At 41.6% G+C, this 23,800-nt stretch carries 25 protein-coding genes; 6 read left to right on the top strand and 19 right to left on the bottom strand.

From position 1 onward, the window contains the following. The 8 genes from tatC to ABI367_RS02455 form a co-directional block, all read right to left on the bottom strand. Window positions 1–811, bottom strand: an 811-nt coding sequence (gene tatC / locus ABI367_RS02490; RefSeq protein ID WP_462229693.1) for a twin-arginine translocase subunit TatC, incomplete at its 3' end; no start/stop codon positions are given. Window positions 812–871: 60 nt separating this feature from the next. Next, on the bottom strand, window positions 872–2,212 hold the full coding sequence (gene accC / locus ABI367_RS02485; RefSeq protein WP_462229691.1) for an acetyl-CoA carboxylase biotin carboxylase subunit: 1,341 nt from the start codon (window positions 2,210–2,212) through the stop codon (window positions 872–874). A gap of 107 nt (window positions 2,213–2,319) precedes the next feature. Beyond that, a complete protein-coding gene (gene accB / locus ABI367_RS02480; RefSeq protein ID WP_462229689.1) occupies window positions 2,320–2,781 on the bottom strand; it encodes an acetyl-CoA carboxylase biotin carboxyl carrier protein in 462 nt (153 codons plus the stop codon). A gap of 185 nt (window positions 2,782–2,966) precedes the next feature. Then, window positions 2,967–3,965, bottom strand: coding sequence for a beta-ketoacyl-ACP synthase III (locus tag ABI367_RS02475; protein WP_462229687.1), 999 nt, complete (start codon window positions 3,963–3,965; stop codon window positions 2,967–2,969). A gap of 11 nt (window positions 3,966–3,976) precedes the next feature. Next, window positions 3,977–4,912, bottom strand: coding sequence for a phosphate acyltransferase PlsX (gene plsX, locus ABI367_RS02470; RefSeq protein WP_462229685.1), 936 nt, complete (start codon window positions 4,910–4,912; stop codon window positions 3,977–3,979). Window positions 4,913–4,928: 16 nt separating this feature from the next. Continuing rightward, window positions 4,929–5,120, bottom strand: a complete 192-nt coding sequence (rpmF, locus tag ABI367_RS02465) for a 50S ribosomal protein L32 (protein WP_462229683.1) — start codon at window positions 5,118–5,120, stop codon at window positions 4,929–4,931. Window positions 5,121–5,137: 17 nt separating this feature from the next. Continuing rightward, on the bottom strand, window positions 5,138–5,659 hold the full coding sequence (locus ABI367_RS02460; protein WP_462229681.1) for a YceD family protein: 522 nt from the start codon (window positions 5,657–5,659) through the stop codon (window positions 5,138–5,140). Window positions 5,660–5,768: 109 nt separating this feature from the next. Further along, window positions 5,769–6,506 (bottom strand): YdcF family protein, encoded by a 738-nt coding sequence (locus tag ABI367_RS02455; protein ID WP_462258004.1) that lies wholly within the window; start codon window positions 6,504–6,506, stop codon window positions 5,769–5,771. Window positions 6,507–6,648: 142 nt separating this feature from the next. On the opposite strand from ABI367_RS02455, the gene ABI367_RS02450 reads away from it, so the two are divergent. After that, complete coding sequence (locus ABI367_RS02450) at window positions 6,649–7,239, top strand: cupin domain-containing protein (RefSeq protein WP_462229677.1); 591 nt, start codon at window positions 6,649–6,651, stop codon at window positions 7,237–7,239. Here the strand turns inward: ABI367_RS02450 and ABI367_RS02445 are convergent. Then, complete coding sequence (locus tag ABI367_RS02445) at window positions 7,225–8,328, bottom strand: hypothetical protein (protein ID WP_462229675.1); 1,104 nt, start codon at window positions 8,326–8,328, stop codon at window positions 7,225–7,227. The two genes, ABI367_RS02450 and ABI367_RS02445, sit on opposite strands and share 15 nt — an antisense overlap. 130 nt (window positions 8,329–8,458) lie before the next feature. Between ABI367_RS02445 and ABI367_RS02440 the strand changes: the two genes are divergently transcribed. Then, window positions 8,459–9,340: an FkbM family methyltransferase gene (locus ABI367_RS02440; RefSeq protein ID WP_462229673.1), complete on the top strand. Its 882-nt coding sequence runs from the start codon at window positions 8,459–8,461 to the stop codon at window positions 9,338–9,340. 27 nt (window positions 9,341–9,367) lie between these two features. Here the strand turns inward: ABI367_RS02440 and ABI367_RS02435 are convergent, their stop codons facing one another. Both ABI367_RS02435 and ABI367_RS02430 read right to left on the bottom strand, forming a co-directional pair. Beyond that, on the bottom strand, window positions 9,368–9,814 hold the full coding sequence (locus tag ABI367_RS02435) for a DUF1569 domain-containing protein (RefSeq protein WP_462229671.1): 447 nt from the start codon (window positions 9,812–9,814) through the stop codon (window positions 9,368–9,370). A 96-nt stretch (window positions 9,815–9,910) separates the two neighbouring features. Continuing rightward, window positions 9,911–10,777: a PfkB family carbohydrate kinase gene (locus ABI367_RS02430; protein ID WP_462229669.1), complete on the bottom strand. Its 867-nt coding sequence runs from the start codon at window positions 10,775–10,777 to the stop codon at window positions 9,911–9,913. Window positions 10,778–11,172: 395 nt separating this feature from the next. Here ABI367_RS02430 and ABI367_RS02425 point away from each other — a divergent pair, with 395 nt between their 5' ends. The 3 genes from ABI367_RS02425 (at window position 11,173) to ABI367_RS02415 (ending at window position 14,796) form a co-directional block, all read left to right on the top strand. Next, window positions 11,173–12,621 (top strand): circularly permuted type 2 ATP-grasp protein, encoded by a 1,449-nt coding sequence (locus tag ABI367_RS02425; protein WP_462229667.1) that lies wholly within the window; start codon window positions 11,173–11,175, stop codon window positions 12,619–12,621. Window positions 12,622–12,725: 104 nt separating this feature from the next. Continuing rightward, window positions 12,726–13,661: an alpha-E domain-containing protein gene (locus ABI367_RS02420; protein ID WP_462229665.1), complete on the top strand. Its 936-nt coding sequence runs from the start codon at window positions 12,726–12,728 to the stop codon at window positions 13,659–13,661. Between the two features lie 163 nt (window positions 13,662–13,824). Next, a complete protein-coding gene (locus tag ABI367_RS02415) occupies window positions 13,825–14,796 on the top strand; it encodes a transglutaminase family protein (protein ID WP_462229663.1) in 972 nt (323 codons plus the stop codon). Between the two features lie 38 nt (window positions 14,797–14,834). On the opposite strand, the gene ABI367_RS02410 is transcribed toward ABI367_RS02415, so the two are convergent. The 4 genes from ABI367_RS02410 to ABI367_RS02395 all read right to left on the bottom strand — a co-directional run bounded on the left by ABI367_RS02410 (window position 14,835) and on the right by ABI367_RS02395 (window position 19,716). Further along, the gene (locus ABI367_RS02410) at window positions 14,835–17,447 is read right to left on the bottom strand and encodes a TonB-dependent receptor (protein ID WP_462229661.1); all 2,613 of its coding nucleotides are present in this window, start codon (window positions 17,445–17,447) and stop codon (window positions 14,835–14,837) included. Between the two features lie 117 nt (window positions 17,448–17,564). Next, window positions 17,565–18,083, bottom strand: a complete 519-nt coding sequence (locus ABI367_RS02405) for a TlpA family protein disulfide reductase (RefSeq protein WP_462229659.1) — start codon at window positions 18,081–18,083, stop codon at window positions 17,565–17,567. Window positions 18,084–18,116: 33 nt separating this feature from the next. Continuing rightward, complete coding sequence (locus tag ABI367_RS02400) at window positions 18,117–19,127, bottom strand: Gfo/Idh/MocA family oxidoreductase (protein ID WP_462229657.1); 1,011 nt, start codon at window positions 19,125–19,127, stop codon at window positions 18,117–18,119. Window positions 19,128–19,164: 37 nt separating this feature from the next. Continuing rightward, window positions 19,165–19,716, bottom strand: coding sequence for a DUF4142 domain-containing protein (locus tag ABI367_RS02395; RefSeq protein WP_462229655.1), 552 nt, complete (start codon window positions 19,714–19,716; stop codon window positions 19,165–19,167). 138 nt (window positions 19,717–19,854) lie between these two features. Here ABI367_RS02395 and gcvH point away from each other — a divergent pair, with 138 nt between their 5' ends. After that, window positions 19,855–20,235, top strand: a complete 381-nt coding sequence (gene gcvH, locus ABI367_RS02390) for a glycine cleavage system protein GcvH (RefSeq protein WP_462229653.1) — start codon at window positions 19,855–19,857, stop codon at window positions 20,233–20,235. A 256-nt stretch (window positions 20,236–20,491) separates the two neighbouring features. Here gcvH and ABI367_RS02385 read toward each other — a convergent pair whose 3' ends face one another. From ABI367_RS02385 to ABI367_RS02370, 4 genes are all read right to left on the bottom strand, one after another. Continuing rightward, window positions 20,492–21,304 (bottom strand): SDR family oxidoreductase, encoded by an 813-nt coding sequence (locus ABI367_RS02385; RefSeq protein WP_462229651.1) that lies wholly within the window; start codon window positions 21,302–21,304, stop codon window positions 20,492–20,494. Window positions 21,305–21,397: 93 nt separating this feature from the next. Beyond that, window positions 21,398–22,390, bottom strand: a complete 993-nt coding sequence (locus ABI367_RS02380; RefSeq protein WP_462229649.1) for an L-histidine N(alpha)-methyltransferase — start codon at window positions 22,388–22,390, stop codon at window positions 21,398–21,400. A 17-nt stretch (window positions 22,391–22,407) separates the two neighbouring features. Beyond that, a complete protein-coding gene (gene egtB / locus ABI367_RS02375) occupies window positions 22,408–23,559 on the bottom strand; it encodes an ergothioneine biosynthesis protein EgtB (protein ID WP_462229647.1) in 1,152 nt (383 codons plus the stop codon). Window positions 23,560–23,701: 142 nt separating this feature from the next. Continuing rightward, window positions 23,702–23,800, bottom strand: a 99-nt coding sequence (locus ABI367_RS02370) for a glycine betaine ABC transporter substrate-binding protein (protein ID WP_462229695.1), incomplete at its 5' end; no start/stop codon positions are given.

Here is a 23,800-nt window from a genome sequence, read left to right as displayed (position 1 = left end):
CTACCATAATACCCACGTCATATAATAACAATAGGGGTGCTGCAACAACACTCATGGTAATAGCATCGGGCGTTGGTGTTATAATGGCCGCAATTATTAATATAATAACAATAGCATACCTGCGTGTGCGGCGCATAAAGGGGGCATTCAAAATACCAAAACTGGATAGTATATATATTAAAATGGGTAGTTCAAAAACTATACCGCTACCTAAAGTTAAAGTAGCTACTGATGACAGATATGAATCTATTGTAAACGTATTTTGAATAGTTGAGCTCACTGTAAAACCGGCCAAAAAACGTATGGATAATGGGGTTATAATAAAATAGCCAAACAAAATGCCCGCTATAAATAACAACGATGCGTAAAATACAAAGCCTGATGCTGCTTTCTTTTCCTTATCATGAAGGGCGGGTTTTATAAAACGCCACAATTCATACAGCAGGTAGGGTATACCCAGTGTTACTCCCGTCATTATACAGGCATTCATTAATAAATTAAATTGCCCTGCTACCTCGGTACTAATTAAACTGGCGTTTATTTTATTAACACACCACCCCTCCATATGTAAGGCGTTGCCCGCCTTACATAACATCCTGTAGGTCCAGAAATCTGCATGAAAGGGTCCCAATACAACTGTATCAGTTATGAAATCATGAAAATAAAACGCCACTGAGGTAAACACTAATATAGCAATAGCCGCACGTATAAGGTGCCACCTTAAAGCCTCCAAATGTTCAAAAAACGACATTTCGGCTTCAATGGTCTTGCCCTTATCTTTAATTGCCTTTACTAGTTTGTTATCGCTCATATCTTAGTTCCCTTTAACCGGGAATTCTAATTACGTTTTATAGTAGTGTAATAGTTTTATTTATTCCGAATATTCAAAGGTTTCCATAAACTTGGTCGTAAAATTACCCGCCCTAAAGTTGGCATCCTTTAATAGTTTTAAATGAAACGGAATAGTGGTTTTTACACCTTCTATCACAAATTCACTTAACGCACGCTCCATGGTGCTTAAAGCTTCGTCGCGTGTTTGGGCGCAACAAATTACCTTGGCTATCATTGAATCATAGTTAGGGGGTATGGTATAACCGGCATATACGTGTGTATCAATACGTACACCATGGCCACCCGGCGAATGAAAGTTTGTTATTTTACCCGGCGACGGGCGGAAGTTGTTAAACGGATCTTCGGCATTTATACGGCACTCAATGGCGTGCATGGTTGGCTCATAGTTTTTTCCGGAGATGGGTATGCCCGCGGCAACTTTTATTTGTTCTTTTATAAGGTCAAAGTTTATCACCTCTTCAGTAACCGGATGCTCCACCTGTATACGGGTGTTCATTTCCATAAAGTAGAAGTTGCGGTCTTTGTCAACCAAAAACTCTACGGTACCTGCACCTTCATATTTTACTGCTTTGGCACCTTTTATAGCAGCCTCGCCCATTTTTTTACGCAGTTTTTCTGTCATAAAAGGCGATGGTGCTTCTTCCACCAGCTTTTGGTGACGGCGCTGTATAGAGCAATCGCGCTCAGATAAATGGCATACTTTACCATACTGGTCGCCTACTACCTGTATTTCAATGTGGCGGGGGTCCTGTACATATTTTTCCAGGTACATGCCATCGTTACCAAATGCAGCACCAGATTCGGCACGGGCCGAGTCCCAGGCAGCTTCAAATTCTTCATCTTTCCAAACCACACGCATACCGCGGCCACCGCCACCGGCAGTTGCTTTTAGTATAACCGGGTAACCTATTTTTTTAGATATAGCGATGCCTTGTTTAACATCGGTAAGTAAGCCTTCCGATCCCGGAATGGTAGGCACACCGGCCTTTTTCATGGTTTCTTTGGCCGATGCCTTATCGCCCATGGCATTTATCTGCGCGGCTGTTGCACCAATAAATTTGATACCGTACTCGGCACAAATGGCCGAAAACTTAGCATTTTCTGACAGGAAACCATAGCCCGGATGTATTGCATCGGCATTGGTTAACTCGGCTGCTGATATGATATTGGGGATATTTAAATAAGAATCTTTACTTGGAGGGGGGCCAATACAAACAGCCTCGTCTGCAAAACGCACATGCAGGCTATCCCTATCAGCGGTTGAATATACAGCTATTGTTTTAATACCCATTTCCTTACAGGTGCGAATAATTCGCAGGGCAATCTCTCCACGGTTAGCTATTAATATTTTTTTAAACATGATTAGTCAATTAGTTGATTAGTTATTAGTGATTAGTTGTCTTTAATCAAAATCATGGCTGATTACCGACGGCTTAACCAATCACTAATCAACCAATCACTAATCACTTATACTGGTTCTACTAAAAATAAAGGTTGATCGTACTCAACCGGCGAAGCATTTTGAACTAATATTTTTACAATACGGCCCGATACTTCTGATTCAATTTCGTTGAAAAGTTTCATGGCTTCAATTATACAAACTACGGTACCGGCTTGTATTTCATCGCCAACGTTTACAAACACCGGCTTATCGGGTGTTGGCGAGTGATAGAAAGTACCTATCATTGGCGATTTGATAGTAACATAATGTGATGTATCAGCTATAGCAGGCGTTGGTGCATCCACAGAAACAGGTGCTGCAGCAACCGGGGCGGCAGCAGGCTGTATAGCCGGTATAGTTGCATTAACTATTGTTGGCGCCTGGTTCGTTTTTATAGTGATCTTAAAATCCTTTTGCTCTAACGAAACCTCGTTCACCCCTGATTTGGAGACAAAGCGTATAAGGTCCTGTATTTGTTTAATATCCATGTTTTAGGTTTATTGATTTTTTGGATAATGTTTGTCTAATTTATGTGCAGATAAGCATATGTGCAAATGTGCAGATATTTTTCCTTTAGATTATCAGTTATTTAGGTAACAAATTGCGTTTTATAATGTTCAAATTTAATTTGCAGGAATTTGCATATCTGCACATCCACTCATCTGCCCATTAACTATTTACTATCGTAGGCCCATTTTAAATAAAGAGATCCCCAGGTAAACCCGCCGCCAAAAGCCGCCAATATAAGGTTATCGCCTTTTTTAAATTTATTTTCCCACTCCCATATACATAATGGTATGGTTGCATTGGTGGTATTGCCATACCGTTCAATGTTTATAGTTACTTTATCAGCACTTACTCCGGTACGTGCCGCAGTTGCATCAATTATACGTTTATTGGCCTGATGAGGTACCAGCCAGGCAATATCATCCGCCTGCAGGCTATTACGTTCCATAACCTCGGCGGCAACCTCGGCCATATTGGTTACAGCAAACTTAAATACGGCTTTACCTTCCTGGTAGGCATAATGCTCGCGCGCGTCAATAGTTTCGTGGCTTGCAGGTTTTAATGAGCCTCCGGCTTTCATGTGTAAAAATGGTATACCCGAGCCATCGCTTTTTAAAACCGAATCAATAATACCATACCCTTCGGTATTGGGTTCTAACAATGCCGCGCCGGCACCATCGCCAAAAATAATACAGGTTGAGCGGTCCTCATAATCAACTATAGACGACATTTTATCGGCACCAACTACCAGCACTTTTTTATGTTTGCCGTTTTCAATAAACTGCGCTCCAGTTGCCAGGCCAAATACAAAGCCCGAGCATGCCGCCTGCATATCAAAACCCCAGGCGTTAATGGCACCAATTTTATGCGCAAAAATATTAGCCGTAGCCGGGAAAGGCATATCAGGTGTAGTGGTACAAAAAATAATAAGGTCAATTTCTTCGGCGCCTATGCCGCGTTTGCGTAGCAATTCGTTAACTGCGGGTACAGCCAGATCTGACGTTCCCAGCCCCTCGCCTTTTAATATTCGGCGCTCTTTTATACCGGTACGGGTGGTTATCCACTCGTCGTTGGTATCTACCATGCGGGATAACTCCTCATTAGTGAGTACGTACTCGGGGACATAACCACCTACTGCAGTAATAGCAGCATGAATTTTACTCATAGTTTATTTTTTTATTGAAAAGCCTGTCGCATTTTATCAACCAGGTTGCTCTCAATCATATTTTTTGATAAAAGCACCATGTTCTTTATAGCTTCAGGATTTGAAATTCCATGGCCCACAACAACCGGCGCATTTATACCCAATATGGGGCTGCCTCCGTATTGCTCGTAATTAAACTTGTCAAAAAACTCGTCTTTAAACCCTTTTTTTAATGAAATTACATAGAATGACTCTGCCAGTTTTAAAATAACATTGCCGGTAAATCCATCGCATACAAACACATCGGCCGTGTCTGCAAACAGGTCGCGGCCTTCAGCATTTCCTATAAAATTTATAAGCTTTGATTCTTTTAGCAGCGGATAGGCGGCCAAGCTAAGCATATTGCCCTTTTCTTCTTCTTCGCCAATATTTATGAGACCCACCCTGGGGGTTTTTACGCCATAAATAAGTTCAGAAAATAAGCTGCCCAAAATGGCAAACTGCAATAAATTATCGGCTTTGCAATCTGCATTGGCACCTACATCCAACAAAATACCCAAACCTCCTTTAAGTTTGGGTACAATGGTTGTTATAGCAGGGCGCGAAACACCAGGTATGGCTTTTACGCTAAACATAGCGCCAACTAACATAGCGCCGGTATTACCTGCTGACGAGAATGCCTGTATAGCGCCTTCTTTAAGCAGATTATAACCCACAGCTATGCTCGAGTCGGGCTTTTGAACAATGGCTTTGGTTGGGTGTTCGCCCATACCAATAACTTCGGTAGTATGCACAAACTCAAAAACCGCAGGGTCAAATTTATTGTCCTGCAATATTTTCAGGGCCGCGTTTTTATCGCCAATGAGTACCAGCTTTGAATCGGATATTTCTTTATAAGCCAAAATTGCCCCTAAAACTGCTGCTTCGGGAGCAAAATCACCGCCCATAATATCTAAGCCAATTTTCATTTCAGAAAATCAGGGGTTAGGCTACTGCTGCTTTCTCAATAAGTAATTTACCGTTGTAGTAAACATTACCGTCAACAGTATAAGCTCTGTGTGGTAAATGCACAGCACCTGTTGTTTTGCAGGTAGTTAAGGTTGGCGCTTCTGCCTTGTAGTGGGTTCTGCGTTTATCTCTTCTTGATTTGGATATTTTACGTTTTGGATGTGGCATAACTTTTAGTTATTAGTTCATTTAAATTTTTTAAGAGCATCCCAACGCGGGTCAATGCTCTCGTCTTGTTCATTATTTTCGGTCAGCTTGTTTATTTTGACAAGCATTTCTTTATCACAATACGGGGTGTTCCCCTCGTTGTCGCAGCGGTTTGTAAATGGCACTGCAACGTTTATATATTCATATATTAATCCGGCCAGCATAATTTCATGCTCGCTTTTACCCAGATTGATGATCTCATCGTCCCCGGTAATTTTTTCATCGCTAAATTTAGCGATCTGCTGCTCCTGTATATCCAGCGCCTGTGGATACTGCGCTAAACATTTATCACAGGCCGCATTAACAGTACCGGTAATATAGAAATCAAGGATAAGCATAGTTTCCTGTTTTTCTAACTCAACCCGGCATTTCAGATCGGCCTGCTTAACCAACGAATATTCAAATTCGTCAAAAAAAGCATCCGTAATCTCAAACTCAAAAACATGATCCCCCAGCGAAAGGCCGGTAAAAGGAATCGAATAATTTCTCAGCGATTTCAATGAGCAACAATTAGCCTGCAAATGTAGAGAAAATTCCTATAATTGAAAAAGGTTTTTTTACCTGTTTATTTAACTGCTTTATACCAGGTATTTATGCTTGATACCGGATTTATTTGGTAAAACTATTAACCGCGTAGCCAACCATCTCTTTAATGTATATGTTCCATGAAGATATAACACCGGCATCCGGGATAAAATCACTTATCATAACCCTTTTGCCACGTGCAATATAGTTACAAGCGTAAGGCACTACATCAACCCCCATTTTTTTAAATAGCATTAATGACCGTGGCATATGGTATGCCGAGGTCACTAATAAGTATGGGGGCGGCAAATGGGTTTGCTCCAGTAATTTTTTTGAAAATTTAGCATTCTCCAGCGTGTTCCTTGAATTACTTTCAATTAAAACCACGCTATCCGGAAAGTTAAATTCTTTTAATTCCTTTTTTACCCATAAGGCTTCCCTAAAGCCTCCGGGAACCAGGTTGCCATTGCCCCCGGTAATCAATATATGCGATGCTTTTTTTGTTAACAACAGTTTTACACCCTGCAAAAACCTATCTGCCGAAAAATTAAAATATCCGCCGCCTGCACGGTCGCTTGATGAAAAACCGCCAAGTATAACAGCACAGCTATAATGCGTGGTGTCGGCACGGTTATAAGGCGGCGTATCCCATTTTTGCGCAACGCGGTTAAATAAAAAAGGATTGCTGAATATAACCAGCAATGCTAAAGCGGCAATGAAACTGCTGTGCTTATATTTTTTGTTTTTTACCAAAAAGGCAACAGCTAATAAAACTAATATCCAGGTAAAAGGATAGATTAAAATAACCAGGAGTTTTGACAATATAAAATACATATGCAGCTATAATGCAACTAATATAGGTAATTTATAAATGTATGATTTTCTTTAATGAGCGTTATAACCAATTATGCCTTTTCCCATATTTAGTTTTAAGTATATTTGTTTACTAAAGTTTAACCTATTAATGGATATACAGGCGTACATACAAAGCGGGATATTAGAACAGTACTGCCTGGATCTGCTTAATGCTGATGAACGGGCCGATGTACTTAAAAACGGTGCCTTGTATCCAGAAATTAAACAGGAGCTTATACATATTGAAACCACTATGGAGAAAATGGCGGCGGCCCGGGCTATTGATCCGGATGAGCGGCTAAAGCAACAAATATTAAGCACCCTGGGATTTGGCGACGATATAGATTTGAACAACCCGCCCAATGTTGATGCCTATTCCGATTATGAGGCCTGGCTTAAAGCGGTGGAACATTTGATACCTGCCCAACCGTTTGAAGACTTTTTTATGGAAGTGCTGCGACAGGATGACCGAGGCACTCAAATGCTGGTTGTTACCAAAACGGATGTACCCGAAGAAACGCACGATAACTGGATAGAAAGCTTTTTTATATTAAAGGGCCAATGTGTTTGTACCGTAGGCACCGAAACCATTACATTAAATGTCGGCAATTTTTTAGAAGTACCTTTATATACAGAACACGATATTAAAATAACGTCGCCGTATTTGGTGGCTATTTTACAGCGATTAATTGTTTTTTAAGCCGATGCGGTGGTTTTGGTAATCCATGAGGTACTCGTTACTCAGGAAAAAGTCAATACTGAAAATGCTCCGCGGGTCGCCGCTGTAGGATGGGCGCAGTACCTGTGTTAAGTTATAATTTGAGGTAGTGGTGTATTGGTAAGTGAACCCGCTGCTGGTGGTTAAAGAAACAATTGTATTAGCCGGCAGTGTTAATGTATTAGCGCTGGCGGCCTCATTCTCCACAAAGGTAACCGATGGATTGCCGGTATCAAACAATAAAAGTGCCGATACATCTGTACCGTTATAATTTATAGTAGCCGGAATATTAGGCGAGTATCCGCCCTGCGAATAGTAGTTTAAGTTATGCATAATAAACCCCGACGAGTTCAAATCATCAGGCGTTAAGCCAATTACCAACAGCCCGGGTACATAAGTCCCGCCGGTAGTAAAGGAAGCCGTTTGAAACATCCCCAGCCTGAAACCGCTGGTTACACTTGTAGGTAGTGTAAAATAGCTTAAAGGGCTGCCAATTGCGCTGCTTGCAAAACTTGTGCCGGGCCCCACACCAAATACATCATTGGAGTGTGCAATTAAAGTTTTATTATTGGTTACATCCTGTGCTTTATAATATAAAAATATGGGTATACGGCCGGTAGTTATGTTGCCGTTGGCATCGCCTATGGTTACGGGCGCATAGGCCAGGTTACCATATTCGGTTGTTATGCTGCCGCCGGCACCGCCGTAGCTTATGGTGCTTTGCTGAGAGGTAACCGTAATACCGTTATATACAACCGAATCGCCGGGAACAATTATACCGCTGCTGGTTATCATGCTGGCAGGCAATATATTGGTAGCATCAATGGTCATACCGGTGGAGCCGGTATCAAAAATACTGGCGTAATTTATACTTACTGTTCCTATTTTAGTGATGGGGATAAATACCCGCCTGTTGGTAGTACTAATTAGCTCATACAAACCCAATTTTGCATAGTTGGTTATAGGAGGAGGCTGCGGAGCTGTTTTGTCTTTTTTACAGGCAGCAACAAATAATAGCAGGTATAATATTATAAGTGATAAAGGAAGACAGCGGGGGTAACTTTTCCTCATATAAATTATTTTAATCAATAACTTCAAAAATACTAAAAAATTATATGTGCAATAAAACAATAATTTTGAGTGCCAATAATCATGTTATAATTTAAGACCATTAGTTATCATTGCCGTATATTTAAAGATCATGCAGCCTACCCTTCGCGAAATATTTTCTGATAAATATACGCTGCCACAAAAAGTGGGGTCGCTGTATCGTTTTATAAAGTGGCAGGTTATTAGCAAAGTTTTTAAAAAAAAGCTGGTATTTAAATATACCTCCAATAGTAAGCTTTTATTGATCAATGGCTTTCAGGCCTTAACAGGCAATTATTATTTTGGCATCAGCGACCCTGATGTTATGCCCTTTTTATTACATCTGCTTACTCCCGATGATCTGTTTGTGGATATTGGCGCAAATGGCGGCGCTTACACCGTTTTGGCATCAGCCGAAAAAAAAGGGCATACTGTTGCCATTGAAGCCGCCGCCGATACCTTTAAGGGCCTGCAGCAAAATATAGCCATTAACGGTATAGCTAACAGGGTCGAAGCGCTAAACGTAGCGGTTTCTGATATAAATGGCATATTACCTTTTACCTCTGCCGACCATGCTACTAACCGGGTTTGTTATGACACCCGTGATGATATTGTATACGTAGAGGCCAAAACACTTGATACTATTTTACAGGGCCGAATCCCTTTGTTAATGAAACTGGATATTGAGGGCCATGAACATAACGCGCTGCTGGGTGCGCACCATACTATTTCCTCGCCGGGATGTAAGGCGCTGATCATTGAATTTTCAAATACGGGCGAGTATTATGGCTATGGCAATATTAAAACCCACCAGCTTTTAACCGGGTACGGATTTAAACCTTATAAGTACCATTACAAAAACAGGCAGCTAACCGCGTTTGACCCCTTACAAACCGGGTTTGAATTTAATATGATATATGTAAAAGATGAAGCTTTTGTGCAAGACCGTTTAAAAAGTGCAAGTTCTGTTGTAATGAACGGGCGAGTAATTTGATAATGCCGCCTGATAAGCTTAATCGCCTTAACTATTAAACTGCCTTAAATGATGATCGGTATGTTTGTAAACCAGTTGTCCTATTTGCTCGCGAGTCATTTTACCAAAAAACCAATGCGTAAACTCGGCAATGTTAAAATCCTCGTATGCGCTTAAAAGCTTTATAAGTTTCTGCTTCTCGGCTTCAATATCGCCGCTAACCTGGCTTATTTTAAAATGATCGCTGGTCGGCGCGTTTCTGCGCATGGGGGCATCATCCTTTAGCATACCCTTTAGCGCCCACTGGCCTATTATGCGCCCTAAAAACATTCGTTTATGGGGCACCTGCCCCTGGTAAAACTCTTCGGCAACGGTACAATGCTTTAACATTTGGTAAACATTCATACTGCCCCATTGGGCCTTGCTGTCGGCATTAAGTGTATTAATACGGTTTATTATTTCGTCCCTGGTGGTTTTATCAAATATGGTTTTCATGATCGCGGATCTGGAATAATGTTTACAAACCTATATTATATGCTGCAATTTGCACACGTCAGCAACGGACAACTTACAGGGTCAAATAAGCCACACTTAGTCCGTAAGCATTGACGTCACATCGGCCTCCGTACCGCAAAACGGGCCGACCCTTTCTATTTTAAGTGCGGCCATAGCGGCTGCAAACTTGCCCGCCATGTATATGTCATCACCTTTTATACGGCGGTATAAATACCCTGCCATATAGGTATCGCCGCAACCCGTGGCATCAACCGTTTTTTTAGGCGGATGTGCGGGAATATTATAAAACTTGCCCGCCGCATAAATTACCGAGCCTTTACTACCATTGGTGACTATAACCTCCTTTACGCCATAGCCCGCCACTTGTGCGGCACCATCAATAATAGTTTGACAACCTGTAAGCGATTGCAGTTCGACAACGTCAGCTTTTAATATGGAAATATGGGGTAGTACCAAATCTTTATCCGCCCATGGTGCTGCATACACTTTACCATTTACCACTCTACGCAAATAGCCCTGCACATCTAAGGCTATTTTAGCTTTACCGGCCAACGCCTGTACCATATCCGCAGGTATGTCATCGGCAAGCAATGGGCCTAAATGAAATAATTTGGTGTTTATATCCGCCACTTTATCTACTGTAAACGCATCCGCTTTATGCAAAACATTTTGGTTACGGTCATCCGGGTTATTACCATAAATATTTTCAAAATACACCGTGTGTGTGCTGGGCTGCACAAGTACTTTTATGCCTTTATCATTTAACTCACTTACATAATGCTTCTCTGTTTGGGCAAGGGCCGTAACCAGCAGGTAGTTTACCGGCAAATGCTGCATGGCGCTACTAAAATACCAAGCCGTGCCACCGGGTTGGTAGCTAATGGCCTGCCCATTAATCACCTTGTCAGATGTAATGTGCCCTATGCAGCAAATGTCATACATAAAGCAAGTTAACAATAAACATCATTAACAATAAATTTGCTTTGCTAATATTGGTATATTTAACCACATCAGGTGCAGAACATTCCGTGCGCCCTGTTGTTTAAGTAAGTACAACCAATATCCGAAATACAATTGCACGGCAAACGTTTTTATTTTTTGAAATTTTATAGGTAGATTATGAGTTATTAATGAATAAAAATCATTTTTAACACTTTTTAGCATTAAATTATTGCGCAAATTGTATTAATTTATATAATTTGTAAGAAAAATGGTAAAATTTTCGATAAAAAAGTATAAATATTTCAACAAAAGCTTGCTTTTATATAAAAAAGTTTTATAAATTACGTTTTTAACAAATAACCGGCCAAAAAAAGCCAATTTTTTACAAATAATTCATGCAGGAATCAGCTTATTTTGATAAATATAGTCCGATTGGCGGAGTTTGGGATGAGATGTATGGTGCCGATAGCAATGTGCGTGAGCATTATCGCAAGGTGATTGAATATATTTCTAAAGAATCAGCCGACGATCTGAACAAAAAGGAAGAACTGGCCAAGCGCCTGTTTATGAGCCAGGGTATTACCTTTACTGTTTATAACAGCGGCGAGGGTATTGAAAAAATATTTCCGTTTGATATCATCCCCCGTATAATTACCGCGGCTGAGTGGGCCTTTGTTGAGAAAGGCATTAAGCAACGCCTAACCGCCCTTAATCATTTTTTGAAGGATATCTACCATAACCAGTTTATCATTAAAGATGGTATTGTACCTATAGATATTATTTACTCGTGCCCGCATTTTTTACGCGAGATGTATCAGTTGCAGGTGCCATATGATATTTATATCCACATATCGGGCATTGACCTGATACGCGACCACGATGGTACCTTTTACGTGCTGGAAGATAACCTGCGCACACCATCAGGGGTGAGCTATATGCTGGAGAACCGGGAAATAACCAAACGCTTATTCCCCGATCTGTTGCCGCAATGCGGCGTGCGCAGCGTTACCGAATACCCAACTATTTTATATAAAAACTTACTGGCCATATCGCCAAGGCAAATTGCCAACCCTACTATTGTATTGCTTAGTCCGGGTATTTATAATTCGGCCTATTTTGAGCATACCACACTGGCCCGTTTAATGGGTGTTGAATTAGTTGAAGGGCGCGACCTGGTAGTTAAGGATCATAAAGTTTATATGAAAACCACCACCGGCCTGCAACAGGTAGATGTTATTTACCGCCGGGTTGATGATGAGTATTTAGATCCGCTGGTATTTAACCCAACCAGCATGTTAGGCGTTGCAGGTATTATGGGCGCTTACCGTAAAGGCAACGTAGCCATAGTAAATGCCATAGGCAACGGCGTAGCTGATGATAAGGCCGTATATGTTTATGTGCCCGATATGATACGCTATTATTTAAATGAAGAACCTATACTTAAAAATGTACCCACCCACCAATTAGGTAACCCCGACGAACGGGAGCATGTATTTAAAAACCTGAATAATATGGTGGTAAAACGCACCAACGGCAGCGGCGGGTACGGTATGCTAATGGGCCATGCCGCCAGTGATAAAGAAATAAGCGATTATAAAAAAGAAATATTAAAGGATCCGCGTAATTTCATCGCACAGCCAACCATCAGTCTTTCGGCAGCGCCATGTTATATGCAGGGCGAATTACAGCCCCGCCGTATTGATTTAAGGCCATACGCCCTTTGCGGTCCCGACGGCATTGAGATAGTGCCGGGAGGCTTAACGCGTGTGGCGCTAAAAGAAGGGTCGCTGGTAGTAAACAGCTCGCAAGGTGGCGGCAGCAAGGATACTTGGGTGCTAACGTAGCCCCCTAACCCCCTAAAGGGGGAGTTTTTTAAAGATGATATGAAGAAAATTATAAAAGTTAAACAAATTAGTTCCCCCTTCAGGGGGTTGGGGGGCGAGGCTATATGCTAAGTCGTGTTGCCGCAAGTTTTTATTGGTTAAGCCGCTATATTGAGCGTAGCGATGGTATGTTGCGCATGCTTAAAATTAATTATGCCTCATCGCAGGATACCATACAGGAGTTTACCTGGGAGCCGGTGATACGCATTTTCTCCGACTCGGAAGAGGACGAGACTGAAAACCTGGCTAATGATAGCCGTGCTGTTTTGAAGTATATGGTAACGGGTAAAGGCAATTCAAACTCGGTATTGAACATTATTACGCTTGCGCGAGAGAATGCCCGTGGCGTGCAGGAGCATATCACCAAGGACCTTTGGCAATGCCTTAATGAGTATTACCATACCATAAAAGATCCAAAACTGGAAAAAGCCCTGCTGCGCGAAGACCCTATAGGCGTATTGGATGTACTGATAAAACAGGTTATGCTGTATTACGGCACGGTTGAAATAACGATGGAACGCGGTGAGGGCCGCAGTTTTATGAACATCGGCAAGTATTTGGAACGTGCCATACAATCGGTAGATATTTTAGATACCAAGTTTGGCTCGATAAGCGATAACCCCGACCTACTGACAGACACCACTTACTGGAAACACCTGCTATTATCATTAGGCGGTTATGAACTGTACCTGAAAACTTACCGCGAAGGCTTTGAGGCCGAAAATGTATTAGAACAGGTAGTGCTGAACAATGATTTTCCGCGGTCGGTTATCCATTCGGTAAACAATATACAGCGTTACTTTGATCGCCTTAAAAACAACAGTAACATGGAAGATTTCCGGGAGATGTCGTTCCAGATAGGGCGTTTACAAAGTCGCATTAAATACAGCTCGGTACGTAGTATTAAGCAAGAGGGGCTACATACCTTTTTAACACAGATACGCAGTGAGCTTTATGGCGTGGCAAACGCATTGAATGAGCATTATTTTGCTAATAGTTAGTGATTAGTTAATTGGTGATTAGAGATTAGGTGCTAAAGATTAGTTATTGAAGATTAAAGATTAGTGAAAACCCTTTTTTTGCCGCTTGCGGAAGAGAGGGTCGATAAGCAAAGCGATGTCGGGGTGAGGTTAATAGCCCGGCGATTAAATAGACAGAAATATTATGCCAGAATTTGAGATACAGCACATTACCCGTTACCTATATGAGGGCCCTGTGCGCGACAGCGCCAACCAGATCATTTTGTTCCCGATAAAGGATGAATTTCAGGACCTGGTAAAACAGGAGTTGCATATAACCGGCAACCCGGTAGTTGATACCTACATTGATTATTACGGCAACGAGGTGGGTAGCTTTACTTATAGCGAACCCCATACTATGCTGGTTATAAATTCGAGAGTAACTGTTATTACCAAACACCGGCCATACCCGGTAAATGATATTTTTCCGTCGCAGCAATGGCAGTATTTGGCCAGCCTGAAACATATGGTGCCTTATATTGACTTTTTAAAGCAGGAATATTTTGAAGGTTTAGACGAATTAACAAAAGTTGTAGAAACCTTGCGCTCGCCCGAGGATACTCCATACCAGGTTGCCCTTCGGTTTTGCGAATACGTATATAAAAACTTTGAATACATAAAAGGCGTTACAACAGTTGAAACTACGTTGGATGAAATATGGAAATTAAAGGCCGGTGTTTGTCAGGATTTTGCCCATATTTTAATGGAAATGCTGCGCCTGGTACAAATACCTGCCCGTTATGTAAGCGGCTATATATGCACTACAAAAAATGGCCTTCGCGGCGAGGGTGCTACCCATGCCTGGGCCGAGGCTTATATACCTGATTATGGCTGGCTGGGCATTGATCCTACCAATAATTATATAGCTAACGAAACCCACATACGCCTGGCTGTTGGGCGTAATTTTTCAGACTGCTCTCCTGTTAAAGGGGTTTATAAAGGCGCATCGGGACACACGTTGGAAGTTTCAGTTTCCGTTGATGATGAGACTACGATGGCCGCCGAATACATACCGGTTACCGATGCGCAGCCCGAAACAAGAACGCCGGTACCTGCTTTCTCAAAAAACAGCTACCAGCGCTATATGGAAATGGTGCAACAACAGCAGCAGCAATAAACCGCAGGTAAACCATTTACCTAATTGCTGTTAATTAATTAACGCTGCACAGGGGCTGGTCTGCCACCACCAACACCGCCCGCACCGGGACCACCAGGACCACCGCCCGCACCGCCAACACCGGTGCCTATGCCGCCGCCGTTTATATCGCCACCAAAATCGTCTTCCTGATCAGGCGATTGCAAACTGTTATCTTTGGTATCTTTACTATCCACTTTACCCTTGCCTCCTTTACGTCCTTTACCTGGTGCGCTGTTACTGTTTCCACCTATGCGGTATGATAAGGTGAATAATATGGTTCGGGTTGAGAACCTACGCTCCGAATATTGATCAGATACAATCGTAGCGGTGGCAAGATGTGTATCCGATACAAACTTGCGTGTATTAAATATATCGCGCGAATTAACGCTAAGGGTAAGTTGTTTGGTAAGGTCATACTTTACACCGCCGTCAAGTCCATAGCGTGCGTGCATAGTGCCCTGCGCCAACACCTGCGATCCCTGGTAGTCGCCGCGAAGCTGTATACCGAATGCTTTGGTTGGCTTAATGCTTGCGGTTAAATTGCCGTTCCAGGCAAAACCTGATGTGGTTGGTATGTTGTATGGGGCATACCCTTCAATACGACGGTAATAAGCATTTACATTGGCCGTAATATCAAATATAGACGAAGGGCTCAGTTTGGCTATCAACTCATAACCCGAGTTTGACGCGCTTGACAGATTCTGAAAAGTTGATAGCGTGGTATTCGCATCAAGCAAAGTTGACACCGGTTGTATATTATCATTGGTAAGCCTGTAGTATAATGATGATGTTAAAGTAAGAGCTTTCCAGTAATTAATATAGCTTAATTCTATCGAGTGGGTGTCCTCCGGCTTCAGGTTAGGGTTACCCTGTTGGTAATTAAGCACATTACTTTTATCTAAAAACGGCGACAGAAACCTGCTGTTTGGCCTGCTTACACGTCTGCTGTAGCTTAACTGTATGGTTTGGTTGTCGTTAATCTTCTCGGTTAAAAACAAGGTGGGGTACAGCCGCAGATAATCTTGTCTGTTATTGGTAATTACATTATTAGTGCTTAACTCCGTACTGATGTGTGAATCTTCCAAACGCAAACCGCCCTGTATGCCAAATTTACCAAACTGGTGCTGGTAATTGCCATAAACCGCGTTTACATTTTGCTTATATATCAAATCGTTTGATTGTAACGGGTCGTAATAAAAAGAACCTGCGGCAAAAGGGTTCACCATATTATTGTTATCGCTTTTACTTAAAGTGGTGCGGTAACCGGCCTCAATTTGCCCGTCTTTTAAAGGCAGGGTATAATCGGTTTGTATGTTAAAGCTGTTATCGTGCCCGTTGGTATAATTGTTAAATATACTTGAAGGCAGTACCGGTGGCGAATAATTGGTTATTATAGTACTTAACTGGTCGTTTCCGTTATTCAGATCATTTGAGAAGCCCAGGTTAGCGGTTAACACTTCCTGCTTTTTGGCAAATTTATGCTCAAAGTCCAGATTCAGATCAACATTGGTACCCGAACCTGTTGAAACGTTATTTTGAGTTTGGGTTTGATAAAGCGCGCCGTTTTGCGTTACCGTAGTACTCCCGCTTTGAAACCGGCTACGATCGCGTATGTTAATATTATCTGAAAGGCTCAGCGTATTTTTATCATTTAAGAAAAAATCAATGCCGCTGCGTATGTTATGGCCGCCAAAATCAAACGTTTGGTTATTCAATTGGTCGCTATGCTGTAACACCGGCGAACCGGAAACAATTTCACTGGTATTTTTGGTGCTGAAACCACCGCCATCCCGGTTGCTTTTACGGTAGCTGTAATTGCCGTAAACATTTATTTTTTTGGTTTGATAAGCCAGACTCACCGAGCCATTAACCGTTTGTTGTGTGCCCGCTGTTATGGATGCAGAACCGGTAAAACCGGTTTTGACATTTTTTTTCAATACAATATTGATGATACCTGATTGTCCCTCAGCCTCGTACTTTGAAGACGGATTGGTAATTACCTCAATAGTTTCTATAGAGCTTGCCGGGATAGATTGCAAAATATCGGCAAGGTTACCTCCGGTTAAGGTTGACTGCTTGCCATTTATCAATACCCGCACACTGCTCGAACCACGCAGACTAAGGTTACCATCAACATCCACCTGTACAGACGGTACATTTGCAAGCAGGTCGGTTGCCGAACCGCCCTGGCTAACTAAACTTTCGGCAACGCTGAATGATTTTTTATCGATACCCAGTTTTATTTGGTCTCGCTGAGCGGTTACTGTTACCTCCTTTAACGCCCCTTTTGACGGGCGAAGGGTAATATTGGCAAGCGTTATATTCTTTTTAGTATTATTGATTACAATGGTATCTTTTAAAAACGATAGGTAACCAACATAGCTAACCCGTACCGTATATGTACCATTACTTAATCCCTTTACGGTAAACTTACCGTCGATATCAGATTGCATGTTTTTGGGTGGTTGCGCATCATTTTTTTTAGTTACAACAACTGATGCAAAAGATAAAGGTTGGCTATTTGCGCCATCTATTAAAGTACCTGATATCGAACCGCCGCTTTGTGCAAAAAGCCGGGTGGTAAAAAACAATATTAATATTAGCGGTAAGAAGATGTTTTTTGTGTTCATGGCGCAAAAATCAGGCTTTATTGGGCTTTTTTGCCTATAAAGCCTGTAACTTTCTTGCTAAAAAAGCCCTATAAGGTATTTTTTTAACTACGCATGACATTTAACTGACAATTGGCTTTATTGTTCCGCTTTTTTTACAGCGACGAGTAAATCGTTAACAGCTGGTACAGTAGTGAATGATTTTACCACCTTACCACTTTTATTATAAACCACAACAAATGGGGTGGTGTAAATAGCATAATACCGTTGTACCGGGTAATCTTTTTTCGATGTATATTCTGTACCCACCGTAAAATTGGGATATTTCCCCAGGTTGTATTTTTTATTAAAATCTTTAATCAGCCTTAAAAACGGATATTCGGTTTGGGTAAAGGTGATCATTACCACCTGTATGTTTTTAAGCGCGTCCATTTTGGGTTTCAGCTCAGCCATTAAATGTTCGCAATGGGTGCAGCTTGGTTCAAAATAAATAACCATTACGGGTTTGCCTTTCCTTAAAGCGGCAGGGGTAACAATACTGCTATCGGCTGTTGTTATATGGTATTTAATTAAAGGCAGATTGGTCTCAGTATTTTGTTGGGCGTTGGCTATTGTTGCAACTATTACTAAGCTAAAAAGTAAGAATAATTTTTTCATCAGTATAAATTATGCGGTAAAGGTAGCAGTTTATCAGGCTTCCAGCAACTCCATTTGCCAGCTTACATGCTCCTCGGTTACCGGATATAACGCGTTTTGGCGTATGGTATGATATAACGCATTAAATAAATTGCTATAATCTCCTTTTTGCGAGGTTATATATTCCACAGTTTTATTATTATCGGTACCAATGGTTACCAGCTTACCCTCGCTGCCGACAGGCTCAATGCCATAAGCCTCATCCAGCGGCGACATACCAGCATCTAATTGTGCTTCCTGCACATCAGTACGGTGTTTATGAAAACTGCCCAGCGTGCCATGCACTACAAATGCGGGTATAGGCTCAGGTATCAGCAAACCCGAAGTTAGGTAAACATTAAACTGCCCGTAGCTCAGTCTAAAATTAAAATAATCAACCACAATGGAGTTTTCCCTTTGCGAAAAGGTGGTTTTATCAAAGCTCATCGGTTTGCCAAATAACAGTAGCGCCTGGTCAATAATATGCGGGGCAAGGTCATACACCAGCCCGTTTACCGGGGTTTTGGTTTCTTTAAAGGGCTTGGCCTGCAATTGCGGCTTGTACCTGTCATACCTAAAGTGCACTTCGGTAATGTGGCCCAGCCTGCCGCTTTCTATCACCTCCTTTACGGCCATAAAATCACTATCCCAGCGGCGGTTTTGGTAAAAGGTTAGTTTACGGTCAGCAGCTTTGGCGGTATCAAACAATATTTTTAATTCCGCAGAGTTTCCCGCTGCCGGTTTTTCCAGCAGTACATGTTTGCCTGCTAAAAGCGCTTGTTTGCTTAGCTCAAAATGGGTAAAGTTGGGCGTGTTAACTACTATTAGTTCTATTTCCGGGTCTACAAGCATTTCGTCAATGCTATCATAGCTTACAATGTCCGGATAATAGGCAGCCATTTTTTTCTGGTTACGCTCAACTACAGCCTTTAATTTAAACTGCTTATTGGTGCTTAAAAACGGCGCATGAAATATCCTGCCCGACATCCCGAAAGAAATAATACCCGTTACAATTGGTTTTGACATAGGTTTTTAAAAAGCTATTGCCAAATATAAATCATAATTATTTAAACCCCTTTTTCACCACATCAATTAAATCTAAATGCCTTTTTAATATCAATAAATTTTTATCGGCTATTTTACGGAGGTCTGCGTCAATTACATGCTTTGAAGCCTGTTCAAATAGTTGAACGCATCGTTGATGGTTAGTAACCACATAGTTTAAAAACGCTTTATCAAAGGCTTTACCATTGTTTTGCGCCAGCGTTGCCAGGTTTTTATTGGATATACTGTCAATGCTTACTGGCAAAGGTATTTTCTTTGCCCGGGCAAGCACCTGTAGTTTAATATTGATCTTGTTATGCTGTTTAACCAGTATGGCACCAAAATTTTTTATACGCTTGTCTGATCCTTTTTTTATAGCCAATTTGCCCAGTTCTATTTCGGCCATATTAATATGGGCAGCATCTTCGACAAATTGCTTATCAACCTTTTCAATAAATACGATGGGTTGCTTTTTGGTATCATTGGCTGATCCTGAATCATCGGCATCATTAACACAGGCCTGTACAAGTATTAATAATATTAATGAGCCTATCAGGTATATCTTTTTCATCAGATCGTTACTTTTATCAACTACAACAAAATTTATTCCACTAACAGGTTTACCAGCACTAAGATAGTTTTAATGCGGTTAGTTTAGGTAGTAACTTAAAGTTTTATTATTTTTGAGAACACAGAAAAAACTACAGCTATGAATTTTCCCGGCGAACTTAAATACACAAAAGACCATGAATGGATACGCGTTGAAGGCGAAAGCGCTTATGTGGGCATAACCGAGTTTGCGCAACGCGAGTTGGGCGACATTGTTTACCTGGATATTAAAACCGTTGGCGAAACCATAGCTAAAGACAAAGAGTTTGGCACCATTGAGGCAGTAAAAACCGTATCAGACTTGTTTATGCCGGTTACAGGTACGGTAGATGAATTGAATCCACTACTGGATAGCCAGCCCGAGCTGGTTAATACTGATCCGTATGGTGATGGCTGGATGGTAAAAGTTACCATAAGCAATGGTGCTGACCTTGACGCGTTATTATCTGCAGAGGATTACGCGGCTTTAATTGGTGAATAATTTACATCGATGAAAAAATTAAAAAACAGGGCATTATTGGTTTGTTGCATTGGCTTAATGCTAAGCCTGAGTGCCTGTGGTATATTTAAAAAGGATTGTAATTGCCCGCACTTTAGTAGGGCGGTTCCATCCTCTTTACCAAAAACTGTTTAAGTATTGTCATTTCGACGAGGAACGAGGAGAAAACTATACACACGCTTAATATGGAATATGTATAGATTTCTCACTATGTTCGAAATGACACAGGTGGATTTACCTACACCCCGCTAAATACCGAAAAACCGCCATCAACATTCAGGATGGTACCGGTAACAAAATTCGATTCTTCACTTAATAAATATATCAGCGCACCTATTAATTCTTCCGGCTGCCCAAAACGTTTGTAGGGTGTGTTTTGCATCACCAGCTTGCCGCGCTCGGTATAGCTGCCATCGGGGTTGGTTAACAGGGTACGGTTTTGTTCGGTTAAAAAGAACCCGGGTGCTATGGCGTTCATTCTTATTTTATCGCCATGCCTTAAGGCAGCTTCAACAGCAAACCATTTGTTGTACATATCAATAGCTGCTTTGGCTATACTATACCCCAAAACCTTGGTTATAACACCTTGTGGTGCCATTGACGATATATTTACTATACTGCCTTTGCTGGTTTTGCCCATGGCCGCGCCAAATATTTGGGTTGGTATAATAGTACCCCATAGGTTAAGGTCAACCACACTGCGCAGACCCTCCATATTCATATTAAAAATATCCGACCCTGGTTGTACAATAGCTTCGGGCATATTGCCCCCGGCACCATTTACCAGCCCGTCAATACGTCCAAACTTGTCTAATACTTTGGTTCTGGCAGCAATCAGCTGCTCTTCGTTCAATACATCAGCTATTAAAGCTATCGCCTTACCGCCCGCTGCGTTAACCGCATCTGCACGCTGATTGGCTATTGTCTCGTTGCGGCCCAATATCCCTACCGTACCACCCGCTTTTACAATCCCTTTAATAAATGCGTCCCCTAAAATACCGGTGCCGCCAGTTACTATAATAACCTTGTCTTTTAACGAAAAACCTTCCATTTATCTATCTATATAATACTACCAGGGGTATCGCCGCCAAAATTAGTATTATCATCGACAAAAACTGAATTTTCTTTTGTAACTAAAATTGCATTATTCAGCTATCCAAATTACATCCAAAAACCATCGCTTTTTATCGTAAAAATGCCCGTCGGTTTTAAAGCCAGCAGCACCGGCCATTTCATTAGTTTGTTCAACAGTGTATTTTTGAGATATTTCCATAAATATATGTTCATTCATTTTAAAATGAACAGGCTCGCTCCCGCTAATATTTACTGTCTGATCTTTCAAACTCACCAGATAACTTTTACATGATCCGGTTTCGGGGTCGTATGTTGGGTAATGATCAAATTGTGATACATCAAAATTTGCGTACAATTCGCGATTTATACGTTCCAGCAGGTTCAGGTTGAATTTTTTTGTAATTCCTTCCTTATCGTTATAAGCGGCGAGAATGGTTTTAGGATTCTTTTTCAGGTCGATGCCTATTAGCGCCATATCATTTACTTGCAGATGGCTACGTAGTTCGGCACAAAACTCTTCAGCATTTTCAACAGGCATATTACCCACGTTTGAGCCTAAGAACAACACTACTTTGCGCCTGGTTGAGTCTGCCGCCGCTTTTTTAAGCATTTCAAAATAATCGCCGTTTAAGCCGGTAATTTTTAAACCGGGCAAGGTAACGGGTAGTGTACTGTTTAAGTAATCAATTACATGCTCAGATATATCAATAGGCAGGTAATTAAAATCAACTTTCTTGTCTAACAGGTGCTGCAATAAATAGCTCGACTTTGTGGCATCGCCAGCGCCGAGTTCTATCAGGTCAAATCCATCGCCGCCGGCTAATATCGCGTTAGCCAAAGCTTCCGTTTGTTCCGAAAATATTTCCAGTTCGCAATCCGTAGGATAATACTCCTCGCAGTTCATAATATCCTGAAAAAGCTTATCGCCGGCAGCATCATAAAAGTATTTGGATTGCATATACTTTGGCGTAGCCTGCAACCCTGTCATTACATCATCAAAAAACTGCTTATCGCTGCCTTTTTGGGTTGATGGTGATAAAGTTTGGTTAGTTGAAGTATTCATATTGGTAGATATGTTTTTTATTTAGCCAGCCGTACCCCGGTAAACTGCCATTGTAAATAGGGTGCAAAAAAATTGCGATACGTACCGCGGCTATGCCCCGGCGATGTAACTTCTGATGCTCCACGTAAAACCTTTTGATTAACCATAAATTTGCCGTTATACTCGCCAATGGCCCCCGGTGCTTTAGCAAAACCCGGATAGGGCAAGTACGCGCTCTCTGTCCACTCCCAGCTTTTTCCCCATTTAAATTTTGATGAGGCAGCCTCCCACTCAAACTCGGTTGGGAGGCGCATACCTTTGTATGATGCATAGGCATAAGCCTCGTAATAACTGATATGACAAACGGGCTCATCAGGCTTTATGGGGCCTAAACCATGATAGGTATAGTTATACCATTCGTCATCAATTACATGCCAGTACAGTGGAGCTTCTACTTTATTCGTTTTTACCCAGTCCCACCCTTCTGCATGCCAATGGCGGAAATCATGATAACCGCCGCTATTTATAAAAGTTAAATATTCCTGGTTAGTTACCAAATTGGGGCTTATCTCAAATGCGTTTAAATAAACTTTGTGGCGATTCAATTCGTTATCAAAGCAAAAGCCTTCGCCTTTAAAACCTATTTCATAAATGCCTTCGGGCATTTTAATAAAATCACCGGGTTCAACAACTTCCGATTTTGGCGATGTATAGTTTTTATTATACGCCGGGAACAGCGGGTTATGGCCCAATATGTATTTAATATCAGTATATAAAAGTTCCTGGTGCTGCTCCTCGTGGTTAAGGCCCAATATCAATAACTCTTTAACTTCCGGCGATGGCTCGGCACATAAAAACTTCGCTATAGCCTCGTCCACATATTCGCGATACCGGTAAATTTCGGCAACAGTTGGGCGACTCAAATTACCCCTATCGGTACGGATAACCCGGTTACCTACTGATTCGTAATAACTATTAAATACAAAGTTGTAATCGGCATTATATTCCTGGTAACCCATAAAATAAGGCTTTAAAATAAAGGTTTCAAAAAACCAGGTGGTGTGCCCAATATGCCATTTGGGCGGACTAACATCAATAACCGGTTGCACCACATAATCCTCTGTTTGCAGCGGTGCGCAGATGCTTTCGGTTAGTTTACGTACTTTTTTGTAGCGGTTGGCTATATCCATTTATTTATATGATGAATGCAAGGCCAGTGCTTTGGGTTGCCCTCTTGAGAGGGGCAGGGGTGTGTTAATAACGCGTTTAACACACCCCTGCCATCACACTATCCATCGCGCCCCCTCTCAAGAGGGGAACTTTTTACTTATTCTATTTACTATCCAAATATCTTTTCAAATCGGATATAGTTTTAACATTCAAATTTGATGCCTGTTTTTGCCGCATCATTAAAGCATAGGCATTATTAAA

Origin of the sequence: Mucilaginibacter sp. (assembly GCF_039935595.1) — a bacterium.
Classification (GTDB): domain Bacteria; phylum Bacteroidota; class Bacteroidia; order Sphingobacteriales; family Sphingobacteriaceae; genus Mucilaginibacter.
The sequence above is the reverse complement of the archived record's forward strand: the minus strand, read 5'-3'. Positions and strand labels throughout refer to the sequence as shown.